The 17,909-nt window shown below is 61.0% G+C and carries 11 protein-coding genes; 3 read left to right on the forward strand and 8 right to left on the reverse strand.

Annotation, left to right across the window (positions count from 1 at the left end; all coding sequences use genetic code 11):
- Nucleotides 1-8: 8 nt before the first annotated feature.
- From ACQ4OE_RS20985 to ACQ4OE_RS21015, 7 genes are all read right to left on the reverse strand, one after another.
- Nucleotides 9-2,723, reverse strand: coding sequence for a molybdopterin-dependent oxidoreductase (locus ACQ4OE_RS20985; RefSeq protein WP_430947765.1), 2,715 nt, complete (start codon nucleotides 2,721-2,723; stop codon nucleotides 9-11).
- The gene (nirD, locus tag ACQ4OE_RS20990) at nucleotides 2,723-3,040 is read right to left on the reverse strand and encodes a nitrite reductase small subunit NirD (RefSeq protein ID WP_008076837.1); all 318 of its coding nucleotides are present in this window, start codon (nucleotides 3,038-3,040) and stop codon (nucleotides 2,723-2,725) included. Before nirD ends, ACQ4OE_RS20985 begins: the two co-directional genes overlap by 1 nt.
- Nucleotides 3,037-5,490 carry a nitrite reductase large subunit NirB gene (gene nirB / locus ACQ4OE_RS20995; protein WP_430947766.1) on the reverse strand — a complete coding sequence of 818 codons (2,454 nt, stop codon included), beginning with the start codon at nucleotides 5,488-5,490 and terminating at the stop codon, nucleotides 3,037-3,039. Before nirB ends, nirD begins: the two co-directional genes overlap by 4 nt.
- Before the next feature lie 421 nt (nucleotides 5,491-5,911).
- Complete coding sequence (locus tag ACQ4OE_RS21000; protein WP_430947767.1) at nucleotides 5,912-7,570, reverse strand: protein kinase domain-containing protein; 1,659 nt, start codon at nucleotides 7,568-7,570, stop codon at nucleotides 5,912-5,914.
- A gap of 7 nt (nucleotides 7,571-7,577) precedes the next feature.
- Nucleotides 7,578-8,789: an MFS transporter gene (locus ACQ4OE_RS21005; RefSeq protein WP_122592571.1), complete on the reverse strand. Its 1,212-nt coding sequence runs from the start codon at nucleotides 8,787-8,789 to the stop codon at nucleotides 7,578-7,580.
- A gap of 338 nt (nucleotides 8,790-9,127) precedes the next feature.
- Complete coding sequence (locus ACQ4OE_RS21010; RefSeq protein ID WP_007916390.1) at nucleotides 9,128-9,703, reverse strand: ANTAR domain-containing response regulator; 576 nt, start codon at nucleotides 9,701-9,703, stop codon at nucleotides 9,128-9,130.
- Nucleotides 9,704-9,718: 15 nt separating this feature from the next.
- Nucleotides 9,719-10,930, reverse strand: coding sequence for a CmpA/NrtA family ABC transporter substrate-binding protein (locus tag ACQ4OE_RS21015; RefSeq protein WP_430947768.1), 1,212 nt, complete (start codon nucleotides 10,928-10,930; stop codon nucleotides 9,719-9,721).
- 222 nt (nucleotides 10,931-11,152) lie between these two features.
- Here ACQ4OE_RS21015 and ACQ4OE_RS21020 point away from each other — a divergent pair, with 222 nt between their 5' ends.
- Nucleotides 11,153-12,172, forward strand: a complete 1,020-nt coding sequence (locus tag ACQ4OE_RS21020) for a quinone-dependent dihydroorotate dehydrogenase (protein WP_430947769.1) — start codon at nucleotides 11,153-11,155, stop codon at nucleotides 12,170-12,172.
- 166 nt (nucleotides 12,173-12,338) lie between these two features.
- Here ACQ4OE_RS21020 and rmf read toward each other — a convergent pair whose 3' ends face one another.
- The gene (gene rmf, locus ACQ4OE_RS21025) at nucleotides 12,339-12,554 is read right to left on the reverse strand and encodes a ribosome modulation factor (RefSeq protein ID WP_003223300.1); all 216 of its coding nucleotides are present in this window, start codon (nucleotides 12,552-12,554) and stop codon (nucleotides 12,339-12,341) included.
- A gap of 532 nt (nucleotides 12,555-13,086) precedes the next feature.
- Here rmf and rlmKL point away from each other — a divergent pair.
- Both rlmKL and ACQ4OE_RS21035 read left to right on the forward strand, forming a co-directional pair.
- Nucleotides 13,087-15,357 (forward strand): bifunctional 23S rRNA (guanine(2069)-N(7))-methyltransferase RlmK/23S rRNA (guanine(2445)-N(2))-methyltransferase RlmL, encoded by a 2,271-nt coding sequence (gene rlmKL / locus ACQ4OE_RS21030; protein ID WP_430947770.1) that lies wholly within the window; start codon nucleotides 13,087-13,089, stop codon nucleotides 15,355-15,357.
- 144 nt (nucleotides 15,358-15,501) lie between these two features.
- Nucleotides 15,502-17,883 carry a sensor domain-containing diguanylate cyclase gene (locus ACQ4OE_RS21035; RefSeq protein ID WP_430947771.1) on the forward strand — a complete coding sequence of 794 codons (2,382 nt, stop codon included), beginning with the start codon at nucleotides 15,502-15,504 and terminating at the stop codon, nucleotides 17,881-17,883.
- Nucleotides 17,884-17,909 lie beyond the last annotated feature (26 nt).

The raw sequence follows: 17,909 nt of genomic DNA on the forward strand, positions 1-17,909 counted from the left end.
TTTCCTCATCAGATGACGGCGGCCGGCTGCACTTCGGCTGCCAGCAAACGCTTGATTTCCGGGACGCATGAGCCGCACTGCGTGCCGCAACCCAGATTGTTTTTCAAACCCTGCAGATCAAGACCCTGGCGAATACCAGCGCAGACCGCGTTGAGGCTGACGTTCTTGCAATTGCACAGGGTTTTATCCGCAGTGATCTGCGCCCCGGCGCTTCCCGGCGGAGCACTCATCGGTGCCAGCAACCAGCGCCTGAGTTGTTCGTCGGCGCGACCTTCCAGCCACAACCCTTGCAACCAATGCTGGGCGAGGGTTTCGCCGGCCAAGCGAATCGCGGTAATCCGTCCGTTTTCAATGCGCACGCGTTTGCCAATAGCGCGTCGCGGGTCGTCGTAGGCCAATACCGGACCGTCGATCAGCGACAGGCAGTGGTCGATTTCGCTGAGCAATTGTGGATTCGGCGCCTCGCTGCTGGCGGCGCGTATCAGCAATGCCGATCGTTCACGTCCGACAAGGCTGAGACTGACGTAGGAAAACGCCTCGCACAGCGGTCGTAGCGTCTCGAAATGCCGTTGAACATCGCCCTCGATGAGTGCGAACAGTTGCCACGGCAGATTGACGGCTTCCAGACGTACGCCGCTGTGCTTGAGTTCCGGCTGCTTCGACAGTGGATCGAAGGCTGGCTGGGTCAGGCTGTTCACGCCGCCCTTGAGAAACCGGTCGCCCCAGTGCATCGGCAGAAACGCCTGGCCGGGTCGCACACTGTCATCGCTGCCAACGGCGACGATGAGTGCGCCGCGACGACTTTTCAGATTGACTAGATCTCCCGGCTGCAAACGGTGCCGGCGCAATTCATCCGGGTGCAGGCTCAGCACCGCTTCGCTGACATGTCCAAATAACTGCGCCGCTGTGCCAGTGCGGCTCATACCGTGCCATTGATCGCGCAGACGACCGGTGATTAACGTCAACGGAAAGCGCGCATCGCGCTGTTCCTTGGCGGCGCGATACGGGTCGGTGATGAACTGCGCGCGCCCGCTGGCCGTAGGAAAAATACCGTCTTCATAGAGTCGCGTGGTGCCTTGCCGGGAACCGACGGGGAAGGGCCATTGCTGCGGCCCGATCTCGTCAATCAAGGCATGGCTGATCCCGGACAGATCCAGATCCCGCCCGCGTGTCAGCCCTTTGAATTCGTCGAACAACTGCGAAGGTTGATCGAACCTGAACAGGCTCGATTCATCAGGACGCAGCCGTTTCTCCAGACGCTTTGCGAAATCCACCGTGATTGCCCAGTCCGGGCGCGCTTCACCCGGTGGGAGAATGGCTTTGCGTACGTGGGAAATGCGCCGTTCGGAGTTGGTCACCGAGCCTTCCTTTTCACCCCAGCTTGCGGCGGGCAGCAGTAGATCGGCGAAGGCAGCGGTTTCGGTGGTGCGAAAGGCTTCTTGCAGGACCACAAACGGGCAAGCTTCCAGCGCCGCGCGCACCGAATGTTGATCCGGCAGCGATTGCGCCGGGTTGGTGCAGGCGATCCACAACGCCTTGATCTTGCCGCTGCGCACCTGCTCGAACAGTTCGATGGCGCTGAGGCCGGTGCTTTCCGGTAGCTGATCCACGCCCCAGTAAGCCGCCACTTCGGCGCGGTGTTCAGGGTTGGCCGCGTCACGGTGACCGGGTAACAGGTTCGACAGACTGCCGGTTTCGCGTCCGCCCATGGCATTTGGCTGACCCGTCAAGGAGAAAGGTCCTGCACCCGGACGGCCAATTTGCCCAGTGGCCAAGTGCAGATTGATCAATGCACTGTTCTTCGCGCTGCCAGCCGTGGACTGATTCAAACCCATGCACCACAGCGACAGAAAACTCGGCGAGGTGCCGACCCATTCGGCGCACTCCTGCAATTGCTCGACGCTGATGCCGCATAACTGCGAAACCATCTGCGGGGTGTAATCGCGTACCAGATTTTTCAGCTCGGCCAGCCCCTCGGTGTGCGCCTTGACGAAGTCGCGATCAATCCAGTCTTCCCACAACAACAGATGCAAAATCCCATGGAATAACGCGACATCGGTACCGGGCAGGATCGCCAGGTGCAGGTCCGCGAGGTCGCAGGTGTCCGTGCGCCGTGGATCAATGACGATGACTTTCATCTGCGGGCGGCGGGATTTGGCTTCCTCCAGTCGACGGAAAAGTACCGGATGGGCGTAGGCCATGTTACTGCCGACGATCATTACGCAATCGCTGAGCTCCAGATCCTCATAGCTGCACGGCGGCGCGTCGGCGCCGAGGCTGCGCTTGTAGCCGACCACTGCCGAGGACATGCACAGCCGTGAGTTGCTATCAATGTTGTTGGTGCCGACCAGCGCTCGCGCCAGTTTGTTGAAGGCGTAGTAATCCTCGGTCAGCAGTTGCCCGGAGATGTAGAACGCCACGCTGTCCGGGCCATGTTCGGCGATGGTTTCGGCGAAGGTATTCGCGGCGTGTTCCAGCGCCGTGTCCCAATCTGTGCGGCTGCGCGCCAATCCCTTGCCCAGACGCAATTCCGGATACAGCGCGCGGGCCGCGAGGTCACCGGTCAGGTGCAGCGTCGAGCCTTTGCTGCACAGTTTGCCGAAGTTGGCCGGATGCGCCGGATCGCCGCTGACGCCGAGGATGTGCTCGCCGTCATGCTCGATCAGCACGCCGCAGCCGACCCCGCAATAGCAGCAGGTCGAGGCGGTCGTCTGGCGGCTCATCAGATAGCGTCCCGCAGGGCCAGTTGCACACGACCATTTTCGACCCGCGCCGGATGGTGATGTGCGCAGCCGATGTCCGGCGCCTGGGCTTCACCGGATTGCAGGTCAATCTGCCAGTTATGCAACGGGCAGGCGACGCGTTTGCCGTAGATCAGACCTTGCGACAACGGCCCGCCCTTGTGCGGGCAACGGTCGTCGAGGGCGAAAACCTCATCGTCGCTTGTACGAAAAATCGCAATGTCACCTTTCGGCCCGGCAATGATTCGTGAGCCGAGGGCGTTGATCTCTTCAAGGGCACAGATGTCGAGCCAGTTCATGCCAGCACCTCCAGATTTTTCACCGGAATGACGTCGAATTCTTTCTTCAGTTGCGGCTGGGCCAGGCGTTCTTTCCACGGGTCCTGTTCGAACGACAGGGAGAATTGCAGGCGTTCGTTCAGCGCTTTGCGGCGCTCGGGGTCTTCGAGCACGGCTTTCTTGATGTGCTCCATGCCGACCCGTTGCAGGTAGTGCACGGTGCGTTCGAGGTAGAAGGCTTCTTCGCGATACAGCTGCAGGAAGGCGCCGTTGTATTCGCGCACTTCCTCGGCGGTTTTCAGCTTGACGAAGAATTCGGCGACCTCGGTTTTGATCCCACCGTTGCCGCCGATGTACATCTCCCAGCCGGAGTCGACGCCGATGATTCCTACGTCTTTGATCCCCGCTTCCGAGCAGTTGCGTGGGCATCCGGAGACCGCGAGTTTCACTTTGTGCGGTGACCACATGTTGAACAGATCGTGTTCCAGTTCGATGCCCAGTTGCGTCGAGTTTTGTGTGCCGAAGCGGCAGAACTCGCTGCCGACGCAGGTTTTCACCGTGCGAATGGATTTGCCGTAAGCGTGGCCGGACGGCATATCGAGATCCTTCCACACTCCGGGCAAGTCCTGCTTCTTGATGCCGAGCAAATCGATGCGCTGCCCGCCGGTGACCTTGACCATCGGCACGTTGTATTTGTCGGCCACATCGGCAATGCGCCGCAGTTCCGAAGGGTTGGTCACGCCGCCCCACATCCGTGGCACCACCGAATAAGTGCCGTCCTTCTGGATGTTGGCGTGGGCGCGTTCGTTGATCAGGCGCGATTGCGGGTCGTCCTTGGCTTCGCCGGGCCAGGTTGAAATCAGGTAATAGTTGAGGGCAGGGCGGCAGGTCGCGCAGCCGTTCGGCGTGCGCCAGTTGAGGTAGCTCATGGTGCCGGCGATGGTCAGCAGATGCTGTTCGCGAATGGCGTGACGGATCTGTCCGTGGTTGAGGTCGCTGCACCCGCAGATGGCTTTTTCGCTCTTCGGTTTGACGTCGGCTGCGCCGCCGACGGTGTTGATCAGGATCTGCTCGACCAGCCCGGCGCAGGAGCCGCAGGAACTCGCCGCTTTGGTGTGTTTCTTCACCTCATCGACACTGAACAGGCCGTGTTCCTGAATGGCTTTGACGATGGTGCCCTTACACACGCCGTTGCAGCCGCAGACTTCGGCGGTGTCGGCCATGACCATGGCTTTGTCCTGGCCCTGATGTCCTACGTCGCCGAGTGCGTTTTCTCCGAACATGAGGTGATCGCGGATCTCGCCGATGGCGTGATTCTCACGAATCTGTCGGAAATACCAACCGCCATCTGCCGTATCGCCGTACAGACAGGCGCCGACCAGCACGTCATCCTTGATCACCAGTTTTTTGTACACGCCGCCGATCGGGTCGGAGAGGGTGATGGTCTCGGTGCCTTCGCCGCCCATGAAGTCGCCGGCAGAGAAAAGGTCGATGCCGGTGACTTTGAGTTTGGTCGAGTTCACCGAGCCCTGATAACGGGCGAAACCCAGTTGTGCGAGGTGGTTGGCGCAGACCTTGGCTTGTTCGAACAGTGGCGCGACCAGACCATAAGCAATCCCACGGTGGCTGGCGCATTCGCCGATGGCATAGATGCGTGGGTCGTAGGTTTGCAGGGTGTCGTTGACCAGAATCCCTCGGTTGCACGGGATACCGGCCTTTTCCGCGAGTTCGGTGTTGGGGCGAATGCCGGCGGCCATCACCACCAGATCGGCGGGGATGATGTCGCCGTTTTTGAATTGCACCGAGCCGACCCGGCCATTGCCGGCGTCGTGCAGGGCTTGAGTCTGTTCGCACAGGCGGAAATGCAGACCACGGGATTCGAGGGCGCTTTGCAGCAGTTGACCGCTGGTTTTGTCCAGTTGCCGCTCCAGCAACCACTCGCCGATGTGCACCACGGTAACGTGCATGCCGCGCAGCATCAGGCCGTTGGCGGCTTCGAGGCCGAGCAGACCGCCGCCGATGACCACCGCATGTTTGTGAGTTTTCGCGGTGGCGATCATCGCCTGGGTGTCGGCGATGTCGCGGTAGCCGATCACACCGTGCAACGCGTTGCCGGGGATCGGCAGAATGAACGGCGTCGATCCGGTGGCGATCAGCAGGCGATCGTATTCGGCTTCGGTGCCGTCCTCGGCGATGACTCGGCGTCTGACCCGGTCGATCTCCACCACTTTGCGGTTGAGCAACAACTTGATGTTGTTTTGCAGGTACCAGTCGAGGTCGTTGAGGACGATTTCTTCGAAAGTCTGCTCACCGGCCAGCACCGGCGAGAGCAGGATGCGGTTGTAGTTGGTGTGCGGTTCGGCGCCGAAGACGGTGATGTCGTACAGCTCGTTGCTCAGTTTGAGCAATTCTTCGAGGGTGCGGACCCCGGCCATGCCATTGCCGATCATCACCAGTTTGAGTTTTTTCATCAGGTTCTCCGGGGAGCTGCGGCTGGCCTCTTGTGGGCAGTCAGGCCTCGCTCGAGAAATTTTGCGCAAACAAAAAAAGGCGTCCCGCTAGTTGCCTAGCGAGGACGCCTTTGTCCTGGTCCCGTTCTCTCGGGAAGCGCAGCCTTCGTCGTTGAAGGTTGGGCTTTATGTGTGTGTTGAGTGGGGTAATGCAGTGGTTGTGCCAACTACGCGAAGCGCGATTTTATTGGGTTCCGTCAGCGCTCATATCGGGTTTTATGCACTGTATCGAAGCGGGTTGATCGTTCGTGGGGCATTCAGGCAGTTGAATGTGTGGTGATTGGGCGGGCGCCTTCGCGAGCAGGCTCGCTCCCACAGTGGATCTTTGTCGTTCACAGATCCCTTGTGGGAGCGAGCCTGCTCGCGAATGGCGCGGCGCGGTTCAACTGTGAAACAACAAAACCAGCAGCATCACATTCCCGAGCAATGCCAGAAGCGCCATCGTCCGCCAAACCTTCAACGGCTCACGCTCCAGCAAGGGCCGAGGCCGCACACTCAAACTCCGCCGCTCACCCTGTTCCAACACCAGCAACCATTCTTCAGCCGTTTCAAACCGTTGTTGCGGATCAGCCGCCACTCCACGCTCCAGGCTTTGTGCGAGCCATTCCGGTAGATCAGGCCGATAGCGACTGGCGCTCACAGGCAGACCAAATCGCGGGCGCTGAAACGCTTCGATCTCGCCATAGGGGAAATGCCCGGTCAGCAGGAAATACAGGGTCACGCCGACCGCATACAAATCCTGCTGTGCACTCGGCGGATCACCGCGAAACGCTTCCGGGGCGATATAGCTCGGGGTTCCGGGTAGCGTGGACCGCGCGTCTTCGGACAGACCGTGGCAATAAGCCAAGCCAAAATCCAGCAGGCGCAATTCGCCGTCGTCGCCCCAATGCAGATTTTCCGGTTTGATGTCCCGGTGCAGGATCTGCCGCTGATGCAGCAGGCCGACCGCACGCAGCAGGCGTTCGGCGATGTCCTGCCATTGCGCCAAGGGTAAAGGCCCGAGCTGTGCGGGAGTCTTGCCGGAATATTCGCGCATCACGTAGTACAAATGCTGACGCTGGCTGCACGAATGGACTTCAGGAAAATGCCGCCCGGCTACACGTTTCAGAAACCATTCCTCGGACAGCAGCGCTTGCCCGGCGTAGGAATCGTCAGCTGAACGTGAAGGCAGGGTTTTCAGTAGCCATGTCTGACCTTGGACATCCAGCACCCGATAGAGCAATGATTGCTGGCTCTGCGCGACGATACTTTGCACTTGCCAGCCTTCAAACGATTGTCCCGGTTTCAGCGGCGGCGGCAGTGGCCATTGCTGTAGATGAATCAGCGCATCGCCGATGTTCGCCTCACCGACAGCATCCACCCGGACCAGCAAAGCGCTGGCATTGTCCTGACTTCCGGCCAGGTGCGCGGCGTTGACCAGCGTCTGCGCGGCGCTGTGCAGATCCGGCTGATCTCGCAGAATCGCCGCAATGGCGGTATCGCCCAGCGTCGACCAGACACCGTCACTGAGCAAAACAAAGCACTCGCCGTCGCGCAGTTCACCGTCAAGGAAGTCCAGCACCAGATGCTGATCCAGCCCCAGCGCGCGTTTGAGCACGTGCTGCATGCCCGGCTGCTCCCAGACGTGGTCTTCGCTGATCCGCTGCAAGTGCTCGGCGTGCCAGCGATAAACCCGGCAATCGCCGACGTGGGCGAGGGTGAAGCGCCGACCGCGCATGACCACAGCGCTGACCGTGGTGAGCAGCGGTTGCCCGCCGCCATTGGCCTGCAGCCAGCGATTTTGCGCCAGTAGCAGGCGATCCAGCGCCTGGGCCACGCTCCAGGTTTCCGGGGTGGCGTAGTAGTCCAGCGCCAGAGCCTGCAAGGTCGAACGCGCGGCGAGCCCGCCATCGGCGCACTGACTGACGCCGTCGGCGATGGCGAACAGATAACCTTTGCTCGCCGCCAGCACTGGCGCCGGTGTCACCGAACGCAGGGCGTCCTGATTCTCCTCGCGCGGACCGGTGGCGCTGGCTTCGGCGAAACTCAGTTGCAGGGCCATTGAAGCCTTAGACCCGCGCCGCCGTCACCGCTGCCGAACCCCACGTGGTTCTCCAGCGACGCTTGACGCCGTGCAGGCCAAACCACGCCAACACGCCGAGGCTGGCGAACAACCACAACGCCAATTGATAGCTGCCGGTGCTCTGTTTGATTGCGCCCATGCCCGCCGCCAACGCGAAGCCGCCAATGCCGCCGGCCATGCCGATCAGCCCGGTCATCACGCCGATCTCCAGACGAAAACGCTGCGGCACCAATTGGAAAACCGCACCGTTGCCTGCGCCTAAACCGAGCATGGTGCAGACGAAAAGCGCCAGCGCCGCGTAGGAACTTGGCAGGTTGAAGCCGACCGCAGCGATGCAAACGGCGGCGACGGTGTACATCGCCAGCAACGTGCGGATGCCGCCGAAGCGATCAGCCAGTGCGCCACCGAGCGGCCGCATCAAGCTGCCGCCGAAGACGCAGGCGGCGGTGTAGTAACCGGCGGTCACCGGGCTCAGACCGTATTGATCGTTGAAGTAGCCGGGCAGGGCGCTGGCCAGGCCGATGAAACCGCCAAAAGTAACGCTGTAGAAGAACATGAACCACCAACTGTCACGGTCGCCCAAGGCTTTGAAGTAGTCGGCCATGGCTTTGGCTTTCGGCCGTTCAGGCGCGTTTTTCGCCAGCCAGGCGAACAGCACCAGCGTCAGGATCAGCGGAATCAACGCGAAACCGAAGACATTGCTCCAGCCAAACGCGGCGGCCAGTACCGGCGCGAGCAGCGCGGCGAACACGGTGCCGGAGTTGCCCGCACCGGCGATGCCCATGGCTTTGCCCTGATGCTGCGGCGGATACCATTGCGAGGCCAGCGGCAGGGCGACGGCGAACGAGGCGCCAGCCATGCCGAGGAACAGACCCAATATCAGCGCTTGCTCGTAGCTATGAATGCCGATTTTCCAGGCCCCAAACAGTGCGCAGATCACGATGACCTGACCGATCAGCCCGGCGGTTTTCGGCGACAGTCGATCGGCGAGCATGCCCATGATGAAGCGCAGTACCGCACCGGCGAGGATCGGTGTGGCGACGACTAGGCCGCGTTGTTGCGTGGTCAGGTGCAGGTCGGCGGCGATTTGCACCGCTAACGGGCCGAGCAGGTACCAGACCATGAAGCTCAGGTCGAAGTAGAGGAAGGCCGCGAACAATGTCGGGGTGTGACCGGATTTCCAGAAGCTTGAATTCATCGCGCACCTCAGCTGAAAAGAGTCTCGAAAGGAGTCATGCAACAGCAAGTGGGGCGCCGCCACGGCCGCACCACCGGCCCCGGTCTGTGGGGCCAAAACGCAAAAACGCCGCTACCTGAATCGCCGGGTGGGGCGAACGGGTGAGCGACGTCTTTGTCGTGGGTGGGGCAACCGCCGTTGGTTACCTGTGGGTTTTACATAGCGAGATTTGTGCCAACAGGTTGAAACCGAGGTGCGGCCAATCGCTGGCAAGCCAGCTCTCACAGGTTCTGTGGTGTTCACAAATCCTGTGGGAGCTGGCTTGCCAGCGATGAGGCCCGTGCAGGCCCAGCAAAACCTCAGCCGAGCAGCTCACTCATGGCAATGATTTGTTCGGCCACCTGAATCAATTTCTGCTGCCGGCTCATCGCCTGCCGCCGCATCAGCGTGTAAGCCTCTTCCTCGTTGCAATCCTTCATCTTCATCAACAACCCCTTGGCCAGCTCGATCCGCTTGCGCTCAGCCAGTTGCTGATCCCGTGCCTGCAACTGCGCACGCAGCGCCTGATCACTTTCAAAACGCGCCATCGCCACATCGAGAATTGGCTGCAAACGCTGTGCGTGAATGCCTTCGACGATGTAGGCACTGACCCCGGACTTGATCGCCTGACGCATCACTCCCGGGTCATGCTCATCGGTAAACATCACGATTGGCCGGGGTTGGTCGCGGCTGACCAGCACCACTTGTTCCATGACATCGCGGCTGGGTGACTCGGTATCGATCAGGATCACGTCCGGGCGCACCGTTTCGACGCGCGCGGGCAGGTCGATGGTCAGGCCGGATTCGTCGATGACCTCGAAACCGGCCTCGGTCAGCGCCGCTTTCAGGCGTCCGACTTTTTTTGCTGTGTCGTTGATCAGCAGAATGCGCAACATGTTCGCGGTCTCCTGTCAGCGGCGGGCGAGATGGGCGACGTCGTCGCTCATCGCGTGCAGCTTGAAACTGCGCGCATAACCGGCCGGATCGCTGCCGTCCCAGATTTTGCCGTCGAGCAGCTGGCTGCTGCGCATGTCCGTGCCCCAGGCAGCAACACCGACCGCCGTGGCGGCCTCGCGATAGAGCTCGAGTTGCTGAACCTGACGGGCCACGGCGAGGTAGTCCGGATCCTCACGCAACAAACCCCAGCGACGGAATTGGGTCATGAACCACATGCCGTCGGACAAATACGGCAGATTCACTTCGCCATTGCCGTGAAAGCGCAAGGCGTGGGGATCCTGCCAGCGATTGCCGAGGCCATCGGCGTAGTCGCCGAGAAAGCGCGGCTCGATGCACGACAGCGGCGCGTCGAGATAGTCCGGCGCGCTGAGCAACTGTGCGGTGCTGCGACGGTTCTCCGGACTTTCCTCGATGAAGCGGCTGGCTTCAAGGATCGCCATCACCAGTGCTCGTGCGGTGTTCGGGTATTGCTCGACGAATTCGCGGGTGCAGCCGAGGACTTTTTCCGGGTGATCGGGCCAGATGGTCTGGCTGGTGGCGAGGGTGAGGCCGAGATCCTGCTGCACCGCGCTGGCCGCCCACGGCTCGCCGACGCAGAAGCCATCGATGCGCCCGGCCTGCAGGTGCGCAACCATTTGCGGCGGCGGCACCACCACGCTGTCGACATCCTGCAACGGATGAATGCCCTGACTCGCCAGCCAGTAATACAGCCACATCGCGTGGGTGCCGGTCGGGAAGGTTTGGGCGAAGGTGAGTTTTGCGCGGCTTTGGTGCACGTGCCGGTCCAGCGCTTCAGGACTGGTCACGCCAAGCTGTTGCAGGCCGTGGGAGAGGTTGAGGCTCTGACCGTTCTGGTTCAGGCCCATCAGCACCGCCATGTCGATCGGGGCGACGCCGCCGATGCCCAGATGCACCGCGTAGATCAATCCGTACAAGCTGTGGGCGGCATCCAGTTCGCCACTGACGAGGTTGTCGCGCAGATTCGCCCAAGAGGCCTGGCGCTTGAGGTTCAGCGTTAACCCGTAAGGCTGGGCGAAGCCCTGAGTGGCGGCGACGACGACCGAAGCACAGTCGCTCAGGGCCATGAAGCCGAGGTTGATTGCAGTCTTTTCCGGGGCATCGCTGCCATTGACCCAGGCCAGCGGCCCTACCGAAGGTTCATTCATCCAACGCCACCTCAAAAAAAAGCGTCGCCGCGGACTTTGCGCAGGCAAAACCCGGGACGACGCCATTGTCCTTGCCCGCACGCCGTCATTGGCTTGCGCGCTGATAGCGGTGAAGGTGCAAGGCATATGCCAGTCGCGGCGATTTGCGCGTGCGCCTCGCGCGGCAGGTCGATGCCCGGCTATAATCGCCGCCTCTTTTCGCCGCCCGAGTCATCGCCGCCCATGTATTCCCTGGCCCGTCAGCTGTTGTTCAAACTTTCCCCGGAAACCTCCCACGATCTGTCGCTGGATCTGATCGGCGCAGGTGGGCGTTTGGGCCTCAACGGCTTGCTGTGCAAGGCGCCGGCGAAGAAACCGGTGACGGTCATGGGCCTCGAGTTCCCGAACCCGGTGGGTCTGGCGGCCGGTCTGGACAAGAACGGCGCGGCCATCGACGGCTTCGCCCAACTGGGTTTCGGTTTTGTCGAAATCGGCACCGTGACCCCGCGTCCACAGCCGGGCAACCCGAAACCACGGATCTTCCGCCTGCCGGAAGCCGACGCGATCATCAACCGCATGGGTTTCAACAACCTCGGTGTGGATAACCTGCTGGCGCGGGTCGCTGCGGCGAAATACACAGGCGTGTTGGGCATCAACATCGGCAAGAACTTCGACACGCTGGTTGAGCGTGCGGTCGACGACTACCTGATCTGTCTGGACAAGGTCTACGCCCACGCCAGCTACGTGACGGTCAACGTCAGCTCGCCGAACACCCCGGGCCTTCGCAGCCTGCAGTTCGGCGATTCGCTCAAGCAATTGCTCGCTGACCTGGCCACGCGCCGCGCCGAACTGGCGCTGCGTCATGGCAAGCATGTGCCGCTGGCGATCAAGATCGCCCCGGACATGACTGACGAAGAAACCGCCCAGGTCGCTCAGGCGCTGATCGAAACCGGCATGGACGCGGTGATCGCGACCAACACCACCCTGAGCCGTGTTGGCGTTGAAGGCATGGAGCATGGCGACGAGGCGGGCGGTTTGTCCGGCGCGCCGGTGCGTGAGAAGAGCACCAATACTGTGAAGGTGCTGGCGGGTGAGCTGGCTGGGCGTTTGCCGATCATTGCCGCGGGCGGGATTACTGAAGGCAAACATGCGGCGGAGAAGATTCTCGCTGGTGCGAGTCTGGTGCAGATCTACTCCGGCTTCATCTATAAAGGCCCGGCGCTGATCCGCGAATCGGTAGATGCCATCGCCGCCCTGCGCTGATCCATAGACAACACTGTTCCCTACAGGTTATGCGCTTGGCGCAAAAACCCATGCAATAAAAAGGGCTCCTCGAAGGAGCCCCTGGGCCGCAGCCCGCCGTCCGGGAAGGACGTGCATGGTAAGTCGTTACAAATTCAGATTGTCGTGTCGGAATTAATGCCCTGTGTCAGCCGACGGCGTGAAGTTCGTTGAGTCTGTGGATTCCCGCAGTGCCGGTCATACCGTCCCAGTTGTCGCCGCGTCCTTCTCGCCAGCCGTTAATCCAGGCTTGACGTACCGACGGTAGAGTAAATGGGCAAAGCTCACGGGATTTGCCACCAACGCCATATTGATATCCGCGCAAAAATGCTCTTTCCAACGGATCACGCTTAAGTCTTCTCATAGGGTGTTTCCCTCACTTGTTGACTGTTTTGTGTCGCGTTGACCTCAACTGAGGTCTGGCAGAAAAAACCTGCCATGGTGCGGCTCGCTGCCGGCGTGGCGAGCCAAGGTGTTGACGCCGTTGCGACGTCAACCTGTGCTCAGTTCTAACCAATGAGTCACAGTGATGGAATGATCGTTTTGTCATAAGCACGTAACGAAAAGGGTGCTATAGCGATAAGTAACTGCGTATTTATTCAATGTTTATTGAGCAAACCCCGGTATGATCGGCCCCGCGCTGGATGATGGGCTTAATTCTTTAGTGAGAATGACCCACGTTTGCGCTGGGGTACTATTCGACGAAGGGTCGCTTTAAGACTTTTTGTTGCATCAACTTTTTTATCTGTCCTTGCATCTAAGCTCTTTTAACCCGAGCAGCGGGGATGGAACGGCACACCTTCGTGCCACGCGGGCGTTCTTTTAGAAAAGCGCCTGATTGAAAACCGGATCGGCAATGCGTTGCCGATTCACTAGCCAAAGGCTCTGGAAATACCATGTCCGACCGTTTCGAACTCTTCCTCACTTGCCCTAAAGGCCTTGAAGGCCTGCTCATCGAGGAAGCCGTCGGGCTTGGCCTTGAAGAAGCGCGCGAGCACACTTCCGCCGTGCGTGGCATGGCGACCATGGAAACCGCTTATCGCCTGTGCCTCTGGTCGCGTCTGGCCAACCGCGTGCTGTTGGTGCTCAAGCGCTTTCAGATGAAAGACGCTGAAGACCTCTACCACGGCGTGCTCGACATCGAGTGGCAGGATCACATGCTCAGCGACGGCACCCTTGCCGTTGAATTCAGCGGCCACGGCTCGGGCATCGACAACACCCATTTCGGCGCCCTGAAAGTCAAAGACGCCATCGTCGACAAACTGCGCACCCCGCAGGGCGACCGTCCGTCGATCGACAAGCTAAACCCGGACCTGCGCATTCACCTGCGTCTGGATCGCGGCGAAGCGATTCTCTCCCTCGACCTCTCCGGCCACAGCCTGCACCAGCGCGGCTATCGCTTGCAGCAGGGCGCGGCGCCGCTGAAGGAAAACCTCGCGGCCGCGATCCTGATCCGTTCCGGCTGGCCACGCATTGCCGCAGAAGGCGGCGCGCTGGCTGACCCGATGTGCGGTGTCGGTACGTTCCTCGTCGAAGCTGCGATGATCGCCGCCGATATGGCGCCGAACCTGCGTCGTGAGCAGTGGGGCTTTACCGCGTGGCTGGGTCACGTTCCGGCACTGTGGAAAAAACTCCATGAAGAAGCCGTTGAACGCGCCGCTGCCGGTCTGGCCAATCCACCGCTGTGGATTCGCGGTTACGAAGCCGACCCGCGTCTGATTCAACCGGGCCGCAACAACGTTGAGCGCGCAGGCCTGAGCGAGTGGATCAAGATCTACCAGGGCGAAGTCGCGACGTTCGAGCCGCGTCCGGATCAGAACCAGAAAGGTCTGGTGATCTGCAACCCGCCGTACGGCGAGCGTCTCGGCGACGAAGCCAGCCTGTTGTACCTCTACCAGAACCTCGGCGAGCGTCTGCGTCAGGCCTGCCTGAACTGGGAAGCGGCGGTGTTCACCGGCGCGCCGGATCTGGGCAAACGGATGGGCATCCGCAGCCACAAACAGTATTCGTTCTGGAACGGCGCGCTGCCGTGCAAGCTGCTGTTGATCAAAGTCCTGCCGGACCAGTTCGTCACTGGCGAGCGCCGTACCCCGGAACAGCGTCAGGCCGAGCGCGAGCAAGCGGCTTACGATCTGACCCCGGACGAGCCGCAAGAACGCAAATTCAACAAGAACGGCAACCCGATCAAGCCGACCCCAGCTCCGGCTCCGGTGATCGAGCAACCGCGCTTGAGCGAAGGCGGGCAGATGTTTGCCAACCGTCTGCAAAAGAACCTCAAGGCCATGGGCAAGTGGGTCAAGCGCGAAGGCATCGATTGCTACCGCGTCTACGATGCCGACATGCCTGAATACGCGATGGCGATCGACCTGTACCACGATTGGGTGCACGTCCAGGAATACGCCGCGCCGAAGTCGATCGACCCGGAAAAAGCCTCGGCGCGCATGTTCGATGCTCTGGCAGCGATTCCGCAGGCGCTGAACGTCGACAAGAGCCGCGTGGTGGTTAAACGCCGCGAGCGCCAGAGCGGCACCAAGCAGTACGAGCGTCAGGCTGCGCAGGGCAAGTTCAACGAAGTCAGCGAGGGCGGCGTGAAGTTGCTGGTCAACCTCACTGACTACCTCGATACCGGCCTGTTCCTCGACCACCGTCCGATGCGCATGCGCATTCAGAAAGAGGCCGAGGGCAAGCGTTTCCTCAATCTGTATTGCTACACCGCGACCGCCAGCGTTCACGCGGCCAAGGGCGGCGCGCGCAGCACCACCAGCGTCGACCTGTCGAAAACCTACCTCGACTGGGCGCGTCGCAATCTGTCGCTGAACGGCTTCTCGGACAAGAACCGTCTGGAGCAGGGCGACGTGATGGCATGGTTGGAAAGCTGCCGCGAAGAGTACGACCTGATCTTCATCGATCCGCCGACCTTCTCCAACTCCAAGCGCATGGAAGGCATCTTCGACGTGCAGCGTGATCAGGTGCAGTTGATCGACCTGGCCATGGCGCGTCTGGCACCGGGCGGCGTGTTGTACTTCTCCAACAACTTCCGCAAGTTCCAGTTGGAGGAGAACCTGGCCGAGCGTTATGCCGTCGAGGAAATCAGCGCGCAGACCATTGATCCGGATTTTGCCCGCAACACCAAGATCCATCGCGCCTGGAAAATCACGGCCCGTTGACACTTGGCCGAACTGGATCCACAGAGCCTTGATTTTTAAAGGCTCTTGGATCCGTTCAGCGCTAGCCAAATTAATGGCTAATAGCTATAACTCACTCATGGCCAATGGGGTTTTCCCGTGATACTGGCGTAATGAGTGGCCCTTATGTCGTTGCACCCCGTGCGCCCGAAGATTCTGGGTTTTATCAGCGAAGATGTTTCGGCCTGGCTGGTCGCGCTGCTGGTATTGCTCGCCGGCGGGATTCTCACGGGGCTGCTCGCTTGGGGCACGCTCAATCAGTTTCAGCAACAATTGCGTCAGCGCTTTCAATTGCTGGCCAACGAACGTTACAGCCGCATCGAAGAACGTTTTCAAGACCAAGAGCAACGCCTCGACGGTCTGCGCCGTTTCTTCGCCAACTCCGAATCGGTGTCCCGCGCCGAATTCGACGGTTACACCCACCCTTTATTACTGCGCACCCAAGCCTATTCGTTTGCCCTGAAGGTCAGCGGTGCCGAGCGCGCAGCGTTTGAGCAGCGCGTGCGTAATGAAGGCCTGAGCAATTTCACCATTCGCGAACTCAATGGCCAGGGCGAACTGCAACTGGCCGCCGCCCGCGATGAATACGTGCCGGTGTTGTACAGCCAGACCCAGAGCCGCCTCGGTTCGCCCTTGGGTTACGACCTGCTCGCGCAGCCCCTGCGCCGCGACACCCTGCAACGCGCCGATAAACTCAACAGTCTGGCGGTCTCGCAACCGCTGCACCTGGTCAGCATCGAGCCGTCCTATGCGCGCGGTGTGCTGTTGGCGGCACCGGTCATCCGCGAGGGTGAGCAGCAATCGTTCGGTTACGTGATGGCCGTGATCAGCATGCGCCAGTTGCTGGCCGATGGCTTGCCGGATGCCTTACATGACTACTTGTCGGTGCGCATCCTGGATCTGTCGACCAATGATCAGCACGAGGTGTTGTTCGAGTCGACCAACGAGCCGGCCCCCAGTGATCTCGCCGCGACGCGCCTGTTGCGCATGGCCGATCACGATTATCAGGTCGATATCCTGCCGAGCGATGCGTTCGTCCAGGGCAACCATTCGTCGGTCAGCAGCGTGGTCATTCTGGGTGGCTTGCTCAGCGTGTTACTCAGCGCGCTGTTGTACGTGCTGGTCAGTCAGCGCCAGCGCGCCTTGCGCATGGTCGAGCAGCGCACCCAGGAATTGCACGAGCGCGAGCAGGAACTGCGCGGCACCCACGGGCAGTTGCGCGGCGTCCTCAATGCCGCGACACAAGTGGCGATCATCGCCACCGATTTACGCGGGGTGATCAGCACGTTCAACCCCGGCGCCGAACAGATGCTCGGTTACACCAGCGCTGATGTGGTCGGCCACATGACCCTGGAAAACCTTCATCTGCCCCGGGAGCTGATGGCACGTGCCAGCGAATTAAGCACGCGTTACGGTAAAACCATTCCGACCTGCCACGCAATGCTGGTCGAGGGCGGCGAAGTCGGCGGACATGAGGCGCGCGAGTGGACGCTGGTGCGCAGCGATGGCAGCCATCTGCCGGTGAACATGCTCGCCACCCCGGTGCTCGATGAGCAAGGGCTGTGGGTCGGCCATTTGGCGATCTGCATCGACATCACCGAGCGCAAGCGCGTACACGAAGTGCTGGCGGCGCGCGACGTGCTGTTGAAGAAGCTCAGCGCCCACGTGCCCGGTGGTATCTATCAATTCAAAATGGAGTTCGACGGGCGATTCAGCGTGATCTATGCCAGCGATGGCATCCGCGAAATCTACGAGCTGGAGCCGGATGTGCTGCTGCTCAACGCCGAGGCGATCTTCACCCGCATCCATCCGCAGGACACCACGCGCGTGCGCTCGTCGATTCGCGCATCGGCCGACAGCCTCAGCCCGTGGCGCGAGGAATACCGTGTGCAACTGCCCGCGCGCGGTCTGCGTTGGGTGCGCGGTGAAGCGACGCCGGAGGAGCTGCCCGGTGGCGGGGTGCTGTGGCACGGCTACATCTCGGACATTTCCGACCTCAAGCGTGTGGAGGAAGAACTGCGCGCGCTGTCGGTGACTGACTCGCTGACCGGCATTCATAACCGTCGCTACTTTCAAGAGCGCCTGACCACCGAGATGGCCCGGGTCGAGCGCGGCGGTGGCGAGCTGTCGGTGATCATGCTCGACATCGACCACTTCAAACGCATCAACGATCAGTACGGCCATGCCGTCGGCGACCGGGTGCTGCAAGCGGTGTGCGAGCGAATTGGTCATCGTCTGCGCCGCACCGATGTGTTCTGCCGTTTGGGCGGCGAGGAATTCATGGTGCTGTGCCCGGATATCGACGGTGAACACGCGTACATGTTGGCGGTTGAGCTGTGGCAGGGTTTGCGCAGTTCACCGGTGGATGTGGTCGGCGTGGTCACGGCGAGTTTCGGCATCGCCAGTTGGCGACCGGGGGAGGGCGCGGATGCGTTGCTGTTGCGCGCGGATTCCGGCGTTTATGCGGCGAAGCAGGGTGGGCGGGATCGGGTCGAGCAGATGAGCTGATCCTCGATACACCACAAATCTGTGGG

Source organism: Pseudomonas sp. WC2, from assembly GCF_050586545.1.
In the GTDB taxonomy this organism is placed as follows: Bacteria; Pseudomonadota; Gammaproteobacteria; order Pseudomonadales; family Pseudomonadaceae; genus Aquipseudomonas.